14 protein-coding genes and 1 pseudogene are annotated in these 17,225 nt (G+C 68.2%); 8 read left to right on the plus strand and 7 right to left on the minus strand.

The window, feature by feature from the left end; translation table 11 throughout:
* Positions 1-12 precede the first annotated feature (12 nt).
* The gene (locus tag ACFVVM_RS17805; RefSeq protein WP_387618989.1) at positions 13-1,947 is read left to right on the plus strand and encodes a fumarate reductase/succinate dehydrogenase flavoprotein subunit; all 1,935 of its coding nucleotides are present in this window, start codon (positions 13-15) and stop codon (positions 1,945-1,947) included.
* Between the two features lie 2 nt (positions 1,948-1,949).
* Entirely contained in the window at positions 1,950-2,696 is a 747-nt protein-coding gene (locus tag ACFVVM_RS17810; protein ID WP_387618992.1) for a succinate dehydrogenase/fumarate reductase iron-sulfur subunit, read from the plus strand.
* 14 nt (positions 2,697-2,710) lie between these two features.
* Here ACFVVM_RS17810 and ACFVVM_RS17815 read toward each other — a convergent pair whose 3' ends face one another.
* The 4 genes from ACFVVM_RS17815 to ACFVVM_RS17830 all read right to left on the minus strand — a co-directional run bounded on the left by ACFVVM_RS17815 (position 2,711) and on the right by ACFVVM_RS17830 (position 4,288).
* Entirely contained in the window at positions 2,711-2,848 is a 138-nt protein-coding gene (locus ACFVVM_RS17815) for a hypothetical protein (RefSeq protein ID WP_387618995.1), read from the minus strand.
* A 98-nt stretch (positions 2,849-2,946) separates the two neighbouring features.
* Complete coding sequence (locus ACFVVM_RS17820; RefSeq protein ID WP_387618997.1) at positions 2,947-3,159, minus strand: DUF397 domain-containing protein; 213 nt, start codon at positions 3,157-3,159, stop codon at positions 2,947-2,949.
* A complete protein-coding gene (locus ACFVVM_RS17825; protein ID WP_302875657.1) occupies positions 3,156-3,374 on the minus strand; it encodes a DUF397 domain-containing protein in 219 nt (72 codons plus the stop codon). The genes ACFVVM_RS17820 and ACFVVM_RS17825 overlap by 4 nt, the downstream gene beginning before the upstream one ends.
* A complete protein-coding gene (locus tag ACFVVM_RS17830) occupies positions 3,371-4,288 on the minus strand; it encodes a helix-turn-helix domain-containing protein (RefSeq protein WP_387619000.1) in 918 nt (305 codons plus the stop codon). Before ACFVVM_RS17830 ends, ACFVVM_RS17825 begins: the two co-directional genes overlap by 4 nt.
* Before the next feature lie 182 nt (positions 4,289-4,470).
* Here ACFVVM_RS17830 and ACFVVM_RS17835 point away from each other — a divergent pair, with 182 nt between their 5' ends.
* Positions 4,471-4,677, plus strand: a complete 207-nt coding sequence (locus ACFVVM_RS17835; RefSeq protein ID WP_071930974.1) for a hypothetical protein — start codon at positions 4,471-4,473, stop codon at positions 4,675-4,677.
* On the opposite strand, the gene ACFVVM_RS17840 is transcribed toward ACFVVM_RS17835, so the two are convergent.
* Together ACFVVM_RS17840 and ACFVVM_RS17845 are read right to left on the minus strand one after the other, a co-directional pair.
* Positions 4,674-5,612: a DNA-3-methyladenine glycosylase family protein gene (locus tag ACFVVM_RS17840; RefSeq protein WP_387619292.1), complete on the minus strand. Its 939-nt coding sequence runs from the start codon at positions 5,610-5,612 to the stop codon at positions 4,674-4,676. The two genes, ACFVVM_RS17835 and ACFVVM_RS17840, sit on opposite strands and share 4 nt — an antisense overlap.
* 376 nt (positions 5,613-5,988) lie before the next feature.
* The gene (locus tag ACFVVM_RS17845) at positions 5,989-8,928 is read right to left on the minus strand and encodes an FAD-binding and (Fe-S)-binding domain-containing protein (protein ID WP_387619003.1); all 2,940 of its coding nucleotides are present in this window, start codon (positions 8,926-8,928) and stop codon (positions 5,989-5,991) included.
* A 146-nt stretch (positions 8,929-9,074) separates the two neighbouring features.
* Here ACFVVM_RS17845 and ACFVVM_RS17850 point away from each other — a divergent pair, with 146 nt between their 5' ends.
* Complete coding sequence (locus ACFVVM_RS17850; protein ID WP_387619006.1) at positions 9,075-10,961, plus strand: ABC transporter ATP-binding protein; 1,887 nt, start codon at positions 9,075-9,077, stop codon at positions 10,959-10,961.
* Positions 10,962-10,982: 21 nt separating this feature from the next.
* Here the strand turns inward: ACFVVM_RS17850 and ACFVVM_RS17855 are convergent, their stop codons facing one another.
* Positions 10,983-11,675 carry a GntR family transcriptional regulator gene (locus tag ACFVVM_RS17855; RefSeq protein WP_387619009.1) on the minus strand — a complete coding sequence of 231 codons (693 nt, stop codon included), beginning with the start codon at positions 11,673-11,675 and terminating at the stop codon, positions 10,983-10,985.
* 242 nt (positions 11,676-11,917) lie between these two features.
* Here ACFVVM_RS17855 and ACFVVM_RS17860 point away from each other — a divergent pair, with 242 nt between their 5' ends.
* The 4 genes and pseudogenes from ACFVVM_RS17860 to ACFVVM_RS17875 all read left to right on the plus strand — a co-directional run bounded on the left by ACFVVM_RS17860 (position 11,918) and on the right by ACFVVM_RS17875 (position 17,223).
* Complete coding sequence (locus ACFVVM_RS17860; protein WP_387619011.1) at positions 11,918-12,838, plus strand: ABC transporter permease; 921 nt, start codon at positions 11,918-11,920, stop codon at positions 12,836-12,838.
* Positions 12,835-13,707 (plus strand): ABC transporter permease, encoded by an 873-nt coding sequence (locus ACFVVM_RS17865; RefSeq protein WP_387619014.1) that lies wholly within the window; start codon positions 12,835-12,837, stop codon positions 13,705-13,707. Before ACFVVM_RS17860 ends, ACFVVM_RS17865 begins: the two co-directional genes overlap by 4 nt.
* Positions 13,704-15,697: pseudogene (locus tag ACFVVM_RS17870) on the plus strand (dipeptide ABC transporter ATP-binding protein). The gene ACFVVM_RS17865 and the pseudogene ACFVVM_RS17870 overlap by 4 nt, the downstream one beginning before the upstream one ends.
* Positions 15,694-17,223: an ABC transporter substrate-binding protein gene (locus ACFVVM_RS17875; protein ID WP_387619017.1), complete on the plus strand. Its 1,530-nt coding sequence runs from the start codon at positions 15,694-15,696 to the stop codon at positions 17,221-17,223. The pseudogene ACFVVM_RS17870 and the gene ACFVVM_RS17875 overlap by 4 nt, the downstream one beginning before the upstream one ends.
* The last annotated feature ends 2 nt before the right edge of the window (positions 17,224-17,225 follow it).

Genomic DNA, 17,225 nt, shown 5'->3' on the forward strand with positions numbered 1-17,225 from the left:
GAGCTTCATCGAATGCCGGAAGTGCAGCAGCGCGACTACGACGTCGTGGTGATCGGGGCGGGCGGCGCCGGCCTTCGCGCGGTGATCGAGGCGCGTGAGCAGGGACTCTCGGTGGCGGTGGTGTGCAAGTCGCTGTTCGGCAAGGCGCACACCGTGATGGCCGAGGGCGGCTGCGCGGCCTCGATGGGCAATGCCAACGACAAGGACAACTGGCAGACCCATTTCAAGGACACCATGCGCGGGGGCAAGTTCCTCAACAACTGGCGGATGGCCGAACTGCACGCCCGCGAGGCCGCCGACCGGGTGTGGGAGCTGGAAACCTATGGGGCGCTGTTCGATCGGACCGCCGACGGCCGGATCAGCCAGCGCAACTTCGGTGGCCACACCTATCCGCGCCTGGCCCACGTCGGCGACCGGACCGGTCTGGAACTGATCCGCACCATGCAGCAGAAGATCGTCTCGCTGCAGCAGGAGGACTACGCGGCCACCGGCGATTACGAGGCCAGGATCAAGGTCTTCGCCGAGTGCACCGTCACCGAGCTGTTCACCGATGACGGCCGGATCGCGGGGGCGTTCGGGTATTGGCGCGAATCCGGCGATTTCATCCTGTTCCGCACGCCCGCGATCGTGCTGGCCACCGGCGGTATCGGCAAGTCCTACAAGGTGACGTCGAACTCCTGGGAGTACACCGGCGACGGTCACGCGCTGGCGCTGCGCGCGGGCGCGACGCTGATCAACATGGAGTTCCTGCAGTTCCACCCCACCGGCATGGTCTGGCCGCCGAGCGTGAAGGGCATCCTGGTCACCGAGGGCGTGCGCGGTGACGGCGGGGTGCTGAAGAACTCCGAGGGCAAGCGGTTCATGTTCGACTACATCCCGCCGGTGTTCAAGGGCCAGTACGCCGAGACCGAGGACGAGGCCGATCAGTGGTTGCGCGACAACGATTCCGCGCGCCGCACCCCCGATCTGCTGCCCCGCGACGAGGTGGCCCGCGCGATCAACGAGGAGGTCAAGGCGGGTCGCGGTACCGAACACGGTGGCGTGTTCCTCGACATCGCCTCCCGCATGCCCGCCGACGAGATCGTGCGCAGGCTGCCCTCGATGCATCACCAGTTCAAGGAACTGGCCGATGTCGACATCACCGCCGAGCCGATGGAAGTCGGCCCGACCTGCCATTACGTGATGGGCGGTGTCGAAGTCGACCCCGATACCGGCGCGGCCGTGACCCCCGGATTGTTCGCCGCCGGTGAGTGTTCCGGCGGTATGCACGGTTCCAACCGGCTCGGCGGCAACTCGCTGTCGGACCTGCTGGTGTTCGGTCGACGCGCCGGTCTCGGCGCCGCGGCCTACGTCAAACAGCTGACCGAGAAGCCGCTGCCTGCCGACACCGATGTCGAAGCGGCCGCGAAAACCGCTCTGGCGCCGTTCGATTCACCCGAATCCGGTGAGGGCGAGAACCCCTACACCCTGCACGCGGAGTTGCAGCAGACGATGAACGACCTGGTCGGCATCATCCGCAAGGAACACGAGGTGCGCGAGGCGATCGACAAGCTGGCCCAGCTGCGCGACCGCTACGCCAGGGTCACCGTGACGGGCAAGCGGCCGTTCAACCCCGGCTGGCACCTCGCCATCGACCTCGCCAACATGCTGCTGGTCAGCGAATGTGTCGCCGAGGCTGCGCTGTTGCGCACCGAGAGCCGGGGCGGGCACACCCGCGACGATCATCCCGGCATGAACCCGGACTGGCGCAACACCCTGCTGGTGTGCGCGCTGGACCCGGCCACCACCGACGCGCTGGTGCCGGGGGTCACCGTGACCCCGGCCGAGCAGACGCCGATGCGCGAGGACCTGCTCGCCCTGTTCGAACTGGGCGAGCTCGAGAAGTACTACACCGAGCAGGAATTGGCCGAGCATCCGGCGGCCGGCTCGGCCGAGGGAAAGGCGTAGCGATGGGATACGACGCCCGGTTCCGGGTCTGGCGCGGCGACCTCGACGGCGGTGACCTGCAGGATTACACGGTCGCGGTCAACGAGGGCGAAGTGGTGCTCGACATCATTCATCGCCTGCAGGCCACGCAGACACCGGATCTGGCGGTGCGCTGGAATTGCAAAGCGGGCAAATGTGGTTCGTGCTCGGCGGAGGTGAACGGGCGCCCGCGGTTGCTGTGCATGACGCGGATGTCGACGTTCACCCCCGACGAGGTGATCACCGTGACCCCGATGCGCACCTTCCCGATCATCAAGGACCTGGTCACCGACGTCTCGTTCAACTACGAAAAGGCCAGGGAGATACCGTCGTTCACCCCGCCACCCGGATTGGCGCCCGGCGACTACCGGATGAAGCAGGTGGATGTGGAGCGCTCCCAGGAGTTCCGCAAGTGCATCGAGTGCTTCCTGTGCCAGAACACCTGCCATGTGGTGCGCGATCACGAGGAGAACAAGCCCGCGTTCTCCGGACCGCGCTACCTGATGCGTATCACCGAGCTGGAGATGCATCCGCTCGACGACGCGGACCGTCGCGAAATGGCCCAGAACGAGGCCGGTCTGGGCTATTGCAATATCACCAAATGCTGTACCGAGGTGTGCCCGGAGCACATCAAGATCACCGACAATGCGCTGATCCCGTTGAAGGAGCGCGTCGTGGATCGCAAATACGATCCGATCGTCTGGCTGGGCAACAAGCTGTTCCGGCGGTAGGGACGTAGCCGTGCCTACAGCACAGCTACAGTCCCCACCGCGACTAATCCGACCAGTAATCCGATGAACAGCGCCGACAGCAACGAGCTGGTGAGTACGTAGATTCCGATCGCCGATACCGCGAACAGCAGGACCACGATCAGGCGTTCCACCCCGTCCTCAGGCGCTAGCCTCCGGTACCGGGGTGGCATCTTCTTCAACCCTCGGTCCATAGTCCATGGGCTACCCGGCGTCGGCGCCGATCAAACCCTCACGGCCGGTCGAACTCACCGTCGTGGACGCCCGCGGTGAACGCGGCCCATTCGCTCGGGGTGAAGATCAGCACCGGCCCGTCGGGATTCTTGCCGTCGCGCAGGGCGACATTTCCCTCGGGCAGCATGGCCACTTCCACGCTGCCCTCCCCCGCGGTTCCCGCGCGCAGCCAGGTCGCGCCCGAGGTGTCGATATCGCGTTTGCTGTTCACCGGTCGGCCAGTGCGCAGGCGAACGCACCGCTGTCGATGCCCTGGGTGAACGCGTCCCAGCTGGCGCCGTCGAAGACCAGGGCGGGACCGGCGGGATTCTTGCTGTCACGCACCCCGACCCGCCCGCCGAACAGGAAGGCGACTTCGACGCAGTCCTTGCCCGCACCGCTGCGCGTGCTCTTGAACCAGTGTGCGTCGTCGAGATCGAAACTCATGCCACATACTCCTTCGCGACCCGCCGCAGCAGGTCTCTACTCGGTTGGATGTCCAGCGCACTGCGCTGGAGGCACTCGTGAGCCCGGTCGTACCGCCTGACATCTGCGCGTCGTTCCAGGTAGAGATCGCCGGTGAAGCCTTCGGCGTACACCACCGGTGGTTCGACCGGTTGCCCCTTGCTGTCGGTACCGAACTCGAGAACCGTGAAAGGTCCGGTGGAGACTCCGAGTGGAACACCGGCGGCAAACGGCAGGATACGCAGTGCCACATTGCTTCGGGTACTCGTGTCGGCAAGGTGGCGCAACTGCGCAGCCATCACCTTTGCATCACCGACGATGCGATGCAATACCGATTCGTGCAGAACCACATCGATCTCGGCGGGCGAATGCTTGCGGGTGATCAATGCCTGCCGTTGCAACCGCAGTGCGACGCGTCGGTCCAGCTCGTCGACCGAATCCTGGGGATAGCCCAGATGATTCAACGCGCGCGCGTATTCGGCGGTCTGCAACAACCCCAGGACCAATTCGGACTGATAGGCCCGCAATCGTCGGGCCGAGGCCTCCAAACCCACATAGATATCGAAGTTTTCGGGAATCAGGTCGCCGTAGGCGTGCCACCAACTCTTGACCGCTGCCTGCTGCGCGAGTCCGGTGAGCCCCTCGGCGAGCGAGTCGGGAATGCCGTAGATCCGGCACAGTTCGTGGATGTCGATCGTCCGAATACGATCGGCCTGACCCTTTTCCAGCCGCTGTAGCGTGCTGGCGCCCCATTCCATCAGTTTGGCGGCCTCGGCGATGGTGAGCCCGGCCTGGGTGCGCCAGTCGCGCAGGTAGCGTCCCAGCTGCCGGCGTGGCAGTGTCGAGGAGACACCCGCCGATAGTCCGCCGGTTCCGGTCGATGCGTTCGTTGGCACAGCCCCACTCCTCCTGTGTTCGCCCAGCCGCCACCGCCCATGGCCCCGGTGTGGCGGTGTATTTCGTCCACTCTGGGGAATCCTGCACTCCCCGTTGGATCCTGTGCTGGGAATTCGTCGTGAAATATCGGGATCGGCGTGTACTCACCGTTAGCCGAAGGGTTGCGTGCTCTGCTGGATTCATGCAACTGAGCGATGTGAACATGCATATTGCCGCTGCACTACTGGGTTGCGGCACCGATCCGGGCCCGATGGACGCCGAACAGGCCCACGCCGCAATGCAATTGCACCTCGACTGCACCGTGGACGAGTGCCGGGTGCGCAGGCGGGCGCGCGACACCCTGGTGGACTCCGGCCGCTGTGTGCTCGAGCAGCGCGCCATCCGCTAGTGGTGGCGATGATCGGTGATCGGGTCGCGCGGGCCGAATTTCGGCTTGCGCGCCTGGCCGCTGAGCTCGAGCAACCGGACCGCGCGATAGCGATGCGGGCGTAGTGGTTCCAGGTATTCCAGCATCGCGTCGTCGTCGATCGGCCGGCCGAGCAGGCTCCAGCCGACCACCGCGGCCAGGTGATAGTCACCGACCGAGAGCGCGTCGGCGTCGCCGAAGGCGCGCTGTGCCGTCTCGGCCACCGTCCAGACGCCGATGCCGGGCAGACTGCGCAGTCTTTTCGCCGCCTCCTCCGGTGCGAGCGCGGCGGTGCGTTCGATCGAATCGGCCACCCTGGCTGCGCGCACGATGGTCTGCGCTCGCTGGGGCCCTACGTTGGCTCGGTGGTATTTCCACGACGGGATGAGCCGCCAGGTCTGCGCATCCGGGGCGACCATCAGCCCAGTCGGCGCGGGCCCCGGCGCCTTGGTCCCGAATTCGCGCACCAGGGTCCGCCAAGCCGCGAACGACGACTTCGTGTGCACCTTCTGCTCGAGGATCGCGGGCACCAGCGATTCGAAGACCAGCCCGGTCCGCAGCATCCGCAGGCCGGGGACCACGCGATGGGCTTCGACCAGTTTGGGGTGCTCGGGAGCGAAGTCGGCGAGGTCCTCATCGAGGCACAGCATCCGGTCCAGGCCGGTCAGGAACTCCTCGGCGCCGGGTCCCCACGCGCTGGCCTGCGCGCCGTCGGGACCGTCCTGGGTGAGCCGGTAGGTGACCACACCGCTCGGCATCCGTGAGGCGTGCCAATGCGCGCCCGCGGCGTCGACGTGGTGGCAGGGATCGCCCCCGCCGCGCCGCAGCGGGGCGATGGTCAGCCCGACATCGAAGGGCCTGCTCGACCGGACGGTCCTGGACAGCCCGGCCGTCGACAGGCCGGGGTCGAGGGTCAGATCGCGCACCCGACCATTGTGCGCGCCCGATCCGGTGCCGATGCGTATTCGTAATATTCGCCACGTCGACGGCGATGTAGACGATACTGGCAAATAGCTGGCATCCGCTCGATGCAGGAGGTACCCCGATGATCACGGACGCACTCAACTGGCTGCTCGCCGCATGGGGCAGCGGGTCGGCGGGCAGCTCGGGCTACCACATTCCACCGGGGGCTTTGCCCGGCGGCAGCTGACCTGGTCCACCCTGCGGGGCGAATGCTGGGGCGAGTGGCGGCCCGACATCCGCCGAGCCGGCCGGACTCGGCAGGCCGCCTCGCCCGGAGATCGGCAGGTGACGCCGCCGCAGCGCGTCCTCGGCCCGTGCTCGGACAGGCCGTCAGTGGTCGGCCGGGCCCCGGTCATCGTCGAGTAGGTATCTGGCGAGGTGGCGACCGCGAGTGCCTGCGAGTTGGTCGGCCTGGGTTCGGCAGGAGAAGCCGTCGGCGAGGAAGATCGCGTCGTCCGGCGCGGTGCGCAGGGCCGGGAGCAGGGCGTTCTCCGCGACGGCGACCGAGACGTCGTAGTGCCCGCGTTGCATGCCGAAGTTTCCCGCGAGCCCGCAGCAACCGGCCAGTTCTCGCACGGTGACGCCCATCGCGGCGAGGATCTTGCGCTCGGCGGCGAATCCGCCGACGGCGTGCTGATGGCAGTGCGGCTGGACGATCACGGTGTCGTTCGGCCGCTGCGGTGGCTGCCAGGCGGGGTGCTCGAGGAGGAATTCGGCGAGTGTGCGCACGGCGGCGGCGACCTGCGCGGATCGCGGATCGTCAGGGAGTAGTTCGGGCAGGTCAGCCCGCAAGGCCGCGGTGCACGACGGTTCCAGCCCGACGACCAGCCCGCCTCGGGCCACGTGTTCGGCCAGCGCGTCGACCGTGGCACGCAGCCTGACGCGGGCGCCGTCGAGCTGCCCGGTGCTGATCCAGGTCAACCCGCAGCAGACCCGCTCGGCCGGGATCGTGACGTGATAGCCGAGCTGCTCGAGCAACTGCGTCGCGGCCAGACCGTTCGCCGGATCGAAGGTGTCGGTGAACGTATCGACCCACAGCATCACCTCCCCCGCCGACGCACCCGCCCCTCCCGGTCCTCGACCGCCCCGCATCGCCGAACCATGCAGCCGGACAACTGACGGTTCGACACCCTGCGACCCGTCGTCCAGCGGCCCGGCATGGCGGCGCAGGGCGTTCGGTAGCGGTTCCGTGCGATCGTTGTCGCCGAGGTCGCGCCAGATTCGGCGAAAAGCCTTCGTCGCCAGCTCGGGTGTCGTTCGGCGGGGGTCGATTCCGGCCAAGCGCATGCCGGTTCGGCGGAGATGGGGGCGGGCGGCGAGGGCGTTGGCCAGGCGGGGAAAGCGCTGTGCGACGGCGAGCCAGCGGGGGAGTTGGCCGAGGGCGTAGTGGTCGAGGGGGCGGAGGCGGCCTCGGTAGCGGCGGTAGAGGGTTTCGGATTTGTAGGTGGCCATGTCGACGCCCGCGGGGCAGTCGGAGGCGCAGGCCTTGCAGGACAGGCACAGGTCGAGGGATTCGGTGACTGCTGGTGCGCGCCAGTCGAGTTCGCCGCGGACGACTTCCTGGAGGACTCTGGCTCGGCCGCGGGTGCTGTCCTTCTCGTCGGCGGTGGCCAGGTAGGACGGGCACATGAAGCCGCCGGAGGCGCGAGTGTCCGCACGGCACTTGCCGATTCCTACACATCTGTGCACAGCTGTGGATAAATCACCGGAGTCGTCCGCGAACGCGAAGCCGACGGCGGGGACCGGTCGCACGCCTGCGACCCGCAGGTCGGTGTCGACCGCACTCGGCGCGACAAGGACGCCTGGGTTGAGCACGTCGTCGGGATCGAACAGCGATTTGAAACCGGCGAAGGCGGCGAGCGCGGCCGGGCTGTACATCACTTCGAGCAGCTCGGATCTGGCCCGTCCGTCACCGTGCTCTCCCGACAGCGATCCACCATGGCGCACAACCAGTTCGGCGGCGTCGAAGAGGAAGGCCCGGAACCGCTGAGGCGCATCGGCGATCGGGAAGTCCAGCCGCACATGAATGCAACCGTCGCCGATGTGCCCGTAGAGCAACCCCGAGACATCGTATTCGGCGGTGAGCGAACCGAATTCGCGCAGGTACTTCCCCAGGTTCTCCGGCGGGACAGCGGCATCCTCCCAACCGGGCCACGCCGGTTGCCCGTCCGGCGTACGCCCGGCCAGTCCCGCGCCGTCGGCGCGAATCCGCCAGAGTGCGGCGGTGGCAATGGGATCGGTGACGATGCGATGGTCGTCCGCACCGGCCTCGAGCACCAGCCGCTCTGCCCCGGCCAGCGCCTCGGCCGCACTCTCCCCCGCCGTCTCGACGAACAACCAGCCCCGCCCCCGCGGCAGCTCGGGCACCGTCCCGCGATGCGCGCGCACCACATCGACCAGCCCCGCGTCGATCCCCTCCACCGCGATCGGCGCGCACCGCATCACCGCCGCGATATCGTCTGCCGCCGCGGCCATATCGGGATAGCCGAGCACGGTCAGCACCGTCGCCGCGGGCATCGGCGTGAGCGCCACCTCCGCTTCGAGCAGGAGTCCACAGGTGCCCTCGGTACCGACGAAAGCCTTGGCCGCCGACGAACCCCGTTCCGGCAGCAGATGTTCCAGCCCGTACCCGGACGCTTGTCGCTCGAACCGCCCCAGCTCGGTCCGCAGCACGGCGAGATTGGCGGTGGTGAAACCCGCGAGACCGGGCACCGAATCCAGCCCGGCACCGAGCACCCGCCGCGCGCCGGTTCCGTCGATCACGCGCAGTTCGCGCACGGTGTCGGAGGTGCGGCCCCACGCCAGCGCGTGCGGACCACACGCGTTGTTGCCGATCATCCCGCCGAGCGTGCAGCGATCCTGGGTCGACGGGTCGGGCCCGAACCGCAACCCGTCGGCCCGCAGCCGCCGCTGCAGATCCGACAGCACCACGCCCGGCTGCACGGTCGCGGTGCGCGCCGCCACGTCGACCGCGCGCACAGCGTTCATGTGCCTGCTGAAATCCAGCACGATCCCCGGCCCGATCGCGTTCCCGGCCACCGAGGTGCCGCCGCCGCGCGCCGTCACCGGCAGCCCGTTGTCGCGGGCGAAGCTCACCGTCGCCGCGACATCGTCGTCCCCGCGCGGGAACACCACCGCGGTGGGACGCACCCGATAGTTCGAGGCGTCCGAGGAGTACTCCGCCCGCCTGCGCACCGAGGCGTCGACCTCGCCGAGCACCCGGCCCCGCAGGGCCTCGGCCAGCAGCTGCGCACTCCGGTCGTCGTTCACCCGACCAGCCTATTCGCCTGCTCCGCGCCGATTTCGCTGTGCGCGGAACAGCCGGTCACCGGAAAGCATTTGCTCTGAACCTTTGTTGAGGTTTTAGTGTCGGTGCACAGGAGTTCAATGGCCTGGAGCGAAGAGGGAGTGTGACCGTGAGCATCGAGTCCGTGGCCTACAGCCAGATGTACCGGCGAATGAACGCGCCGGAGGAGGAACGGCCCTTCCGCATGGTCACCGCGCGCCGGATCGCGCGCTTCGCCGAGCCACACCGACGCCGCATCGGTGGCTTCCTCGCACTCAGCGTGCTCGCCGCCGTCCTCGGCGTGGCGACGCCCGTGCTGGCCGGGCGCGTCGTCAACGACATCGTCGGCGGGTCGCCCCCGCGCGTCGTGGCGCTGCTCGCGCTCGCCATCGCCGGGCTGGCGATTCTCGACGCCGGCCTCGGGCTGATCATCCGCTGGCTGTCCGCCCGGATCGGCGAGGGCCTGATCCTGGACCTGCGCACCGCCGTGTTCGATCACGTGCAGAAGATGCCGGTCGCGTTCTTCACCCGCACCAGGACCGGCGCGCTGGTGAGCAGGCTCAACAACGACGTGATCGGCGCGCAGCGCGCGTTCAGCGACACCCTCTCGGGCGTGATCACCAACCTGGTCACCCTGGTGCTCACCCTCGCCGTCATGCTCAGCATCTCCTGGCAGATCACCCTGCTCGCGCTGGTGCTGCTGCCGGTGTTCGTCATCCCGGCCCGGCGCGCGGGCAATCGCCTCGCCGAGATGCAGCGCGAGGGCGCCCAGCTCAACGCCGCCATGAGCACCCAGATGACCGAGCGCTTCTCCGCGCCCGGCGCCACCCTGGTGAAGTTGTTCGGCAGGCCGCAGCAGGAGTCCTCGGAGTTCGCGGCCCGCGCCACCCGGGTGCGTGACATCGGCGTGCGCACGGCCATGCTGCAGACCACTTTCGTCACCTCGCTCACCCTGGTCTCGGCGCTCGCGCTGGCCCTGGTCTACGGCCTCGGCGGCTGGTACGCCCTGCAGGGCAGCCTGGACGCGGGCTCGGTGGTCGCGCTGTCGCTGCTGCTCACCCGCCTCTACACCCCGCTCACCGCACTGGCCAGCGCCCGGCTGGAGATCATGTCGGCACTGGTGAGCTTCGAGCGCGTGTTCGAGGTGCTCGATCTGACGCCGCTGATCGAGGACGCGCCCGGCGCCACCCCGGTGCCGGACGGCCCGGTGGCCGTGGAACTGGACGCGGTGAACTTCGGTTACCCGTCGGCCGACAAGGTCTCGCTGGCCTCGCTCGAGGACGTGGCGACCCTGGACAGTCGCGGCGGCGTCGAGGTGCTGCACGAGGTGTCGCTGCGGGCCGAACCCGGCCAGCTGATCGCCCTGGTCGGCTCCTCGGGTGCGGGCAAATCGACCATCGCCCAACTGGTTTCGCGCCTCTACGATGTCGATTCCGGCGCGGTGCGGCTCAACGGCGCCGATGTGCGCGAGCTGACCACCGAGTCCATCCAGCGCACCGTCGGCCTCGTCACCCAGGACGGCCACCTGTTCCACGACACCATCCGCGCGAACCTGCTGCTGGCCCGCCCGGAGGCGACCGAGGATCAGCTGTGGGACGCGCTGGAGCGGGCCCGTCTCGGCGATCTGGTCACCTCGCTCACCGACGGTCTCGACACCGTGGTCGGCGAACGCGGCTACCGGCTCTCCGGCGGTGAACGGCAGCGCCTGACCATCGCCAGGCTGCTGCTCAAGCAGCCGCGCGTGGTGATCCTCGACGAGGCCACCGCCTCGCTGGACTCCACCTCCGAGGCCGCCGTCCAGGAGGCGCTCACCGAGGCACTGACCGGGCGCACGGCCCTGGTGATCGCGCACCGGCTCTCCACGATCCGGGCCGCCGATCAGATCCTGGTGCTCGAGGACGGGCGCATCGTCGAGCGCGGCACCCACGCCGACCTGCTCAATGCCGACGGCCGCTACGCCGAGCTGTACCGCACGCAGTTCGCCGATGACCCGGTGGTCGCCCCCGCCACAGTCTGAACCCCCACGCCGATCCCGGGACTAGTGCCCGGGATCGGCGTGGCGCAGTGCGGTGACGATGGCGAGGGTCGGCGCGCGCCCGGCCTCGGTGTGGCTGAGCATGGCGTATTCGGCCATGCGCTCGTCGCCGGAGGAGATCGCGTCGATGAGGTGTCTGTGCTCGTCGCGCTGTTCGTCGGTGTCACGGTCGGCGGTGAGGAAGAACAGCCACGCCATCCTGGCCAGGATGGTCCGCATCAGCTGGGTGAGCAGGCTGTTGCCGGACAGTTCGACGATGACCCCGTGCAGTTTCGCGTTCGTCTCGGCGATGCGCAGCGGATCACGGGAATCGGTGGCCTCCTGCGCTTCTCGCAGCGCGGCGCGCAGCGGCGAACTGTCGGCGCCGTGCCGGATGCGGGCCGCGGCCAGGCGCGCGGCCAGCGGTTCGAGGCCGATCCGCACGTCGAACAGTTCCTCGACCGCGGTGCGATCCCAGGATCGGACGACCGCGCTGCGGCGCGGCAGCGCGCTGACGATGCCGTCGAATTCGAGCAGGGCCAGCGCTTCGCGCACCGGCAGTCGTGAGGTACCGAGCATGGCCGCGATGCGCGCCTCCGGCAGTTTCTCGCCTTCGCGGTACTGCCCGGTGATGATGCTGCGGCGTAGGTCGTCGTAGATCCGCCGCGTCTGGGAGGTGTCGTCGACGGTTTCCGCCTGCGGTAGGTCTCGGGCCACTCGGCCAGTCTACGAATATATCTTCTGTCTACTGTTATGACGCGTAGTGCATCTGCGACATAACCGCTCGTCATGTCGTACCGCGATCTACATGCCAATAATAAATACCTCCTGACCACTTGATATATCTTTTTTGGCACGCCCGGATCATTCACCGGACCGAAACGTACGGATCACAACAGCGATACACGCAAATCCAATTCTGTATACCGAATGACATTCGGCCACAGAGAGGAAGCGTGTTGGCCGCCTATCTGCTCCGCCGCCTGGCCCAGGCGGTGATCACCGTCTTCGCCGTCATCACGCTGGCCTTCGTCCTCGGCAGGCTGACCGGCAGTCCCGCCGCCACGCTGCTGCCGGAGACCGCCAGCGAAGCCGACATCGCCGCTCTCAACGCCGAACTCGGCTTCGACAAACCGCCGCTGACCCAGTACCTGGACTACCTCACCGGCATCCTCACCGGCGATTTCGGCGACTCCTACCGGCAGTCGGGCACCTCGTCGATGACGCTGGTCCTGCAGCGGCTGCCCGCTTCCCTGCAGCTCGGCGTCACCGGCTTCGCGATCGGGCTCGGCCTCGCGGTCGCGGTGGTCCTGCTCATCCACCTCAGCGGCCGGTGGTCGCTGCGCGGGGTCGCCCTCGGCCTCGGCGCGGCCCGGCTCGCGGTGCCCGACTTCCTGTTCGGGCTGCTGCTGGTGCTGGTGTTCTCGGTGACGCTGGGCTGGCTGCCCTCGCTGGCGGGCGCCGATCCGCTGGCCATCGTGATGCCCGCGGTGACCATCGCGACCGCGCAATTCGTCGTCTACTCAAGGCTTTTGGACAATTCTCTGGTCACCGAGAGCACCCAGGACTACGTGCGCACCGCCTACGCCCGCGGTGAGCGCCGCTCGTCGGTACTGCTGCGCGACATGCTGCCCAATGCCCTGCTGCCAGTGCTCACCATTTCCGGAATCACGTTGGGCACCTTGCTCGGTGGTCTGGTGATCGTCGAGAACGTTTTCGCCTGGCCGGGTTTGGGTCAGCTGATGCTGGATTCGGTGTTCAGCCGGGACTTCCCGGTGGTGCAGTCCGGGCTGGTGGTGATCGCGACCATCTTCGTGGTCGTCAACTTCGGCATCGACGTCCTCTACGGCGTCATCGATCCGAGAGCGAGAGTCCGATGAGCCGAAATCGCCCCTACGCCATGCTCGGCGGCATCGCGATGATCCTCGTGGTGGTGCTGTTCTCCCTGCTCTATCCGCTGCTGCCGGGCTACAGCCCCTACACCCAGGAACTCGCCGACGCCTTCATCCGGCCGTTCACCGACGCGAGCTACCCGCTCGGCACCGATTCCCTCGGCCGCGATCTGGCGAGCAGGCTGGCGCTGGCCGGGCGGATCACGCTCGGGCTGGTGGTGGTGATCGTGGTGGTCAACGCGCTGATCGGGATGGCGATCGGCACCGTCTCCGGCTACTTCCGCGGCCTGGCCGACAACATCCTGATGGGCATGGCCGACGTGCAGCTCGCCGTGCCGATGACGCTGGTGATCATGGCGGTCTCGGCCATCCGCGGACCCAGCGTCACGCTGATGGCGACGATCCTCGGGGTCACCTTCTGGGTCGGCTATGCCAGGGTGTCGCGGTCGGTGGCGCTCGGGCTGTCCGGTCGTGACTTCGTGATCGCGCCGAAGCTGCTGGGCGCGCGGTCGAGCTGGGTGATGCGCAAGCACATCGTCGGGCACGTCACGGTGCCGGTGCTGATCCTGGCCACCGCCGATCTCGGCACCGTGCTGATCATGATCTCCTCCTTCGACTACCTGGGGCTCGGCGTGCAGCCGCCGACGCCGAGCTGGGGCCTGATGATCACCGACGGGCAGAAGTATCTGCGCCAGGCCCCCTATCTGACGATCGTCCCCGCCATCGCGCTGCTGCTGGTGATCGGCGGAACCCTGCTGGCCAGTCGGCGTTTCACCGGCGAGGGGCAGGGTCTGCGCCGCGTGCGGCGGGCACCGCGCACCCGTGGTGGCGCGCTCGTGAAAGAGGTTGTGGCATGAGCCCTTTGCTGGAGATCACCGACCTCACGGTCGGCTACGACACCCCGGCCGGTCAGCGGGTGATCCTCGTCGACGGGGTGAGCCTGCGCCTCGACGAAGGCGAAGTGCTCTGTCTCGTCGGCGAATCCGGCTCGGGCAAGTCGGTGACGATGCTGGCCGTGCTCGGCCTGCTCCCACCATCGCTGACGATCTACTCCGGCAGCGTGCGCTTCCGCGGCAGTGAACTCGTCGGCGCCGATGACGAGACGCTACGCCGATTGCGCGGCGCCGAACTCGGCATCGTCTTCCAGGACCCGATGACCACCCTCAACCCGGTGCGCCGCGTCGGCACCCAGATCGGCCGCGCCCTGGCCGTGCACCAGCGCGATCTCGACGCGGGCGCGCGCAAGCAACGGGTGATCGAACTGCTGACCGCTGTGGGTATCCCCCAACCGGCCGACCGTGCCCGCGCCTACCCACACCAGTGGTCGGGCGGTATGCGCCAGCGCGCGGTGATCGCCATGGCCATGGCCAACGACCCGGCGGTGCTCATCGCCGACGAGCCGACCACCGCGCTGGATGTGACGGTGCAGGCCCAGCTCATGGAGGTACTCGCCGAGGCCCGCGCCCGCAGCGGCGCGGCCATGGTCCTGATCACCCACGACCTCGGCCTCGTCGCCCAGCACGCCGACCGCGTCGCGATCATGTACGCGGGCCGCGTCGTCGAAACCGGAACCGTCTGGCAGATCTTCGACGACGCCACCCACCCCTACACTCGCGGCCTGCAACGCAGCCTCCTCGGCCACGCCGGCACCGGCCGCGCCTACGCCATCCCCGGCGCCCCGCCCTCCCCCACCAAACGCCCGGCGGGCTGCGGCTTCGCCCCGCGCTGCGAATTCGCGGATAAAACCGGCGAATGCGACACGACGACACCGGTTCTCGTGCCCCTGGATACCGACCGCGCCCTGGCCTGCCCACCCGCACTCGCGGCAACTCCGATCCGACAGGACATCTCGGCATGACCACGATCGAAGCCCCCGAGGAAGTGATCCGGGTCGACGGGCTCGAGGTGAGTTTCACCAGTCGGCGTGGGCTGCTCGGCAAGCGACGGCTGCGCGCTCTCGACGGTGTGAGCTTCGGGGTGCGGCGGGGTGAAACCTTCGGCCTCGTCGGCGAATCCGGCGGTGGCAAGTCGACGCTGGTGCGCACGATCTTCGGCATCAACGCCCCAACCGCGGGTTCGGTGCGCATCCTCGGACACGACCTCGACACCCTGCGTCCCGCGGCTCGGCGTGCGCTGCGCAATCGGGTGCAGCTGGTGTTCCAGGACCCGTACTCCTCGCTCGATCCCCGGATGACCGCGCACGACATCGTGGCCGAACCGCTGCTGATCGCGGGCGGGTATTCCCGGGAGCGGGTCGTCGAGCTGCTCGATCAGGTCGGGCTCGGCCACGACGCGCTGGAGCGGAAGCCCGCGGAGTTCTCCGGTGGTCAGCGGCAGCGGCTCGGTATCGCCAGGGCGCTGGCGCCACGGCCGGAGGTACTCGTGCTCGACGAGCCGGTCTCGGCACTGGACGCCTCGGTGCAGGCCCAGGTGATCAATCTGCTGCAGGACCTGCAGGAACAGCTCGGGCTGTCGTATCTGTTCATCGCCCATGACCTTTCGGTGGTCCGGCACCTGTCCGATCGGGTGGCGGTGATGCACCTCGGCAAGCTCGTCGAGGTCGGCGCCACCGAGGACGTGTTCACCAATCCGCGCCACCCCTACACCCGGGCGCTGATCGCCTCGGCGCCCGTTCCCGACCCGCACCAGCGCCGCCGCGACACCTCCACGCTGGTGCGCGGCGAACTTCCCGATGCGGCGAATCCGCCCAGCGGCTGCACCTTTCGCACACGCTGTCCGATCGCGCGCCCCGACTGTGCCGAGCACGTCCCCGAACTGGAACCACTCGGACCCGCCGACCATGCCGCGGCGTGCCGGTACCCCCTCCCTTCGAAAGGAACCCGATGAGATCGATAACCCGCAGCGCGGCAACAGGACTCGCCGTCCTCGCCGTCTCCGCCCTCGCCCTGAGCGGCTGCGCTCCGGCGGGCACCGACAGCGGCTCCACGCGCACGCTCGTCGTCGGCGCCGTCACCGAGCCCACGCACGTGCCCGACCCGATCGTCGACGGTTCACTGGCCGGCTACAACTACTACTTCGCCGCCTTCGACCAGCTGGCCCGCTTCGACGCCGACGGTGTCATCGGCCCGCTGCTGGCCACGAAGTGGGAGCACAACGCCGACTTCACCGAGTGGACCTTCACCATCCGGGACGACGCGAAGTTCCACAACGGCGACCCGGTGCAGCCTTCCGACGTGGCCTTCACCTACAACCAGATCAAGGCGACGCCGACCGGTGACCCGGCTTCCTACATGGAGATGTTCGCCTCGGCCGCGACCGGTCCGGACAACACCGTCGTCTTCACCCTCAACGCGCCGTTCTCGGCATGGCCGACCATCGTCACCGGCGTCTCGATCGTGCCCGAATCCGTTTACACCGCACTGGGTTCGGAAGGATTCGCCGCCGCGCCGGTCGGCTCGGGGCCCTACGTCTTCGACCACTACACGCGCGGCGTGGAGTACGTGGTGAAGCGCAATCCGGACTACTGGGGTCCCGCGCCCACCCTCGACACCGTCACCTTCAAGACCGTCGCCGATGCCGACGCCCGCCTCAACGGCGTGCAGTCGGGCAGCCTCGATGTCGCGCTGATCGCGCCCAATCAGGTCTCGGCGGTGGCGGATTCGAAGAGCGTGCGGATCGAGTCGATGCCGTCGAACGGCGTGACCTTCCTCGGCATGAACTCCTCGACCGGTCCGCTGGCCGACCAACGGGTACGCGAGGCCATCGCCCTTGCCATCGACCGGGAGGCCATCGTGAAGAGCCTGCTCGCCGGGCGCGCGACCGTCGACAATCAGCTCGTCGCCGCGAATGTCGGCGGGTTCGATCCGAGTTACCCGGGCCCGGTGCATGATCCGGCCAAGGCCAGGCAGCTGCTCGCCGACGCCGGGTACTCGGGTCAGCCGATTCCGTTCCAGTACGCGACGAACGGACGCATCCCGCTGAGTTCGGAGATCGCCCAGGCCATCCAGGCCGACCTGACCAAGGTGGGTCTCAACATCACCCTGCAGGGCACCGACCAGGGCAGCTTCTCCCAGACCATCTACGGCACCAAGACCGCCACCGGCATCTACCTCAACACCTACGCACCCTCGACCATGGACGGTGACGCGCCGATCGCCTCGATGTTCGGCGGCCAGCAGAACGACTACGCGATGCTGCCCGAGACCGCGGAGCTGGTCGCCAAGACCCGCACCGTCAGCGGCCAGGACCGGATCGACGTCTACCGCGAGCTGTTCACCGTCAACGACTCGAAAGCGCTGCTGATCGGGCTCTACACCCCCGACACCAGCTACGCGGTGGACCCGGAGCTGACCTGGAAGCCCAGGGCCGACGGGATGATCACCGTCGACGACACCACCTTCGGCAAGGACTGATC

It is taken from the genome of Nocardia sp. NPDC058176 (assembly GCF_042883805.1).
In the GTDB taxonomy this organism is placed as follows: Bacteria; Actinomycetota; Actinomycetes; order Mycobacteriales; family Mycobacteriaceae; genus Nocardia.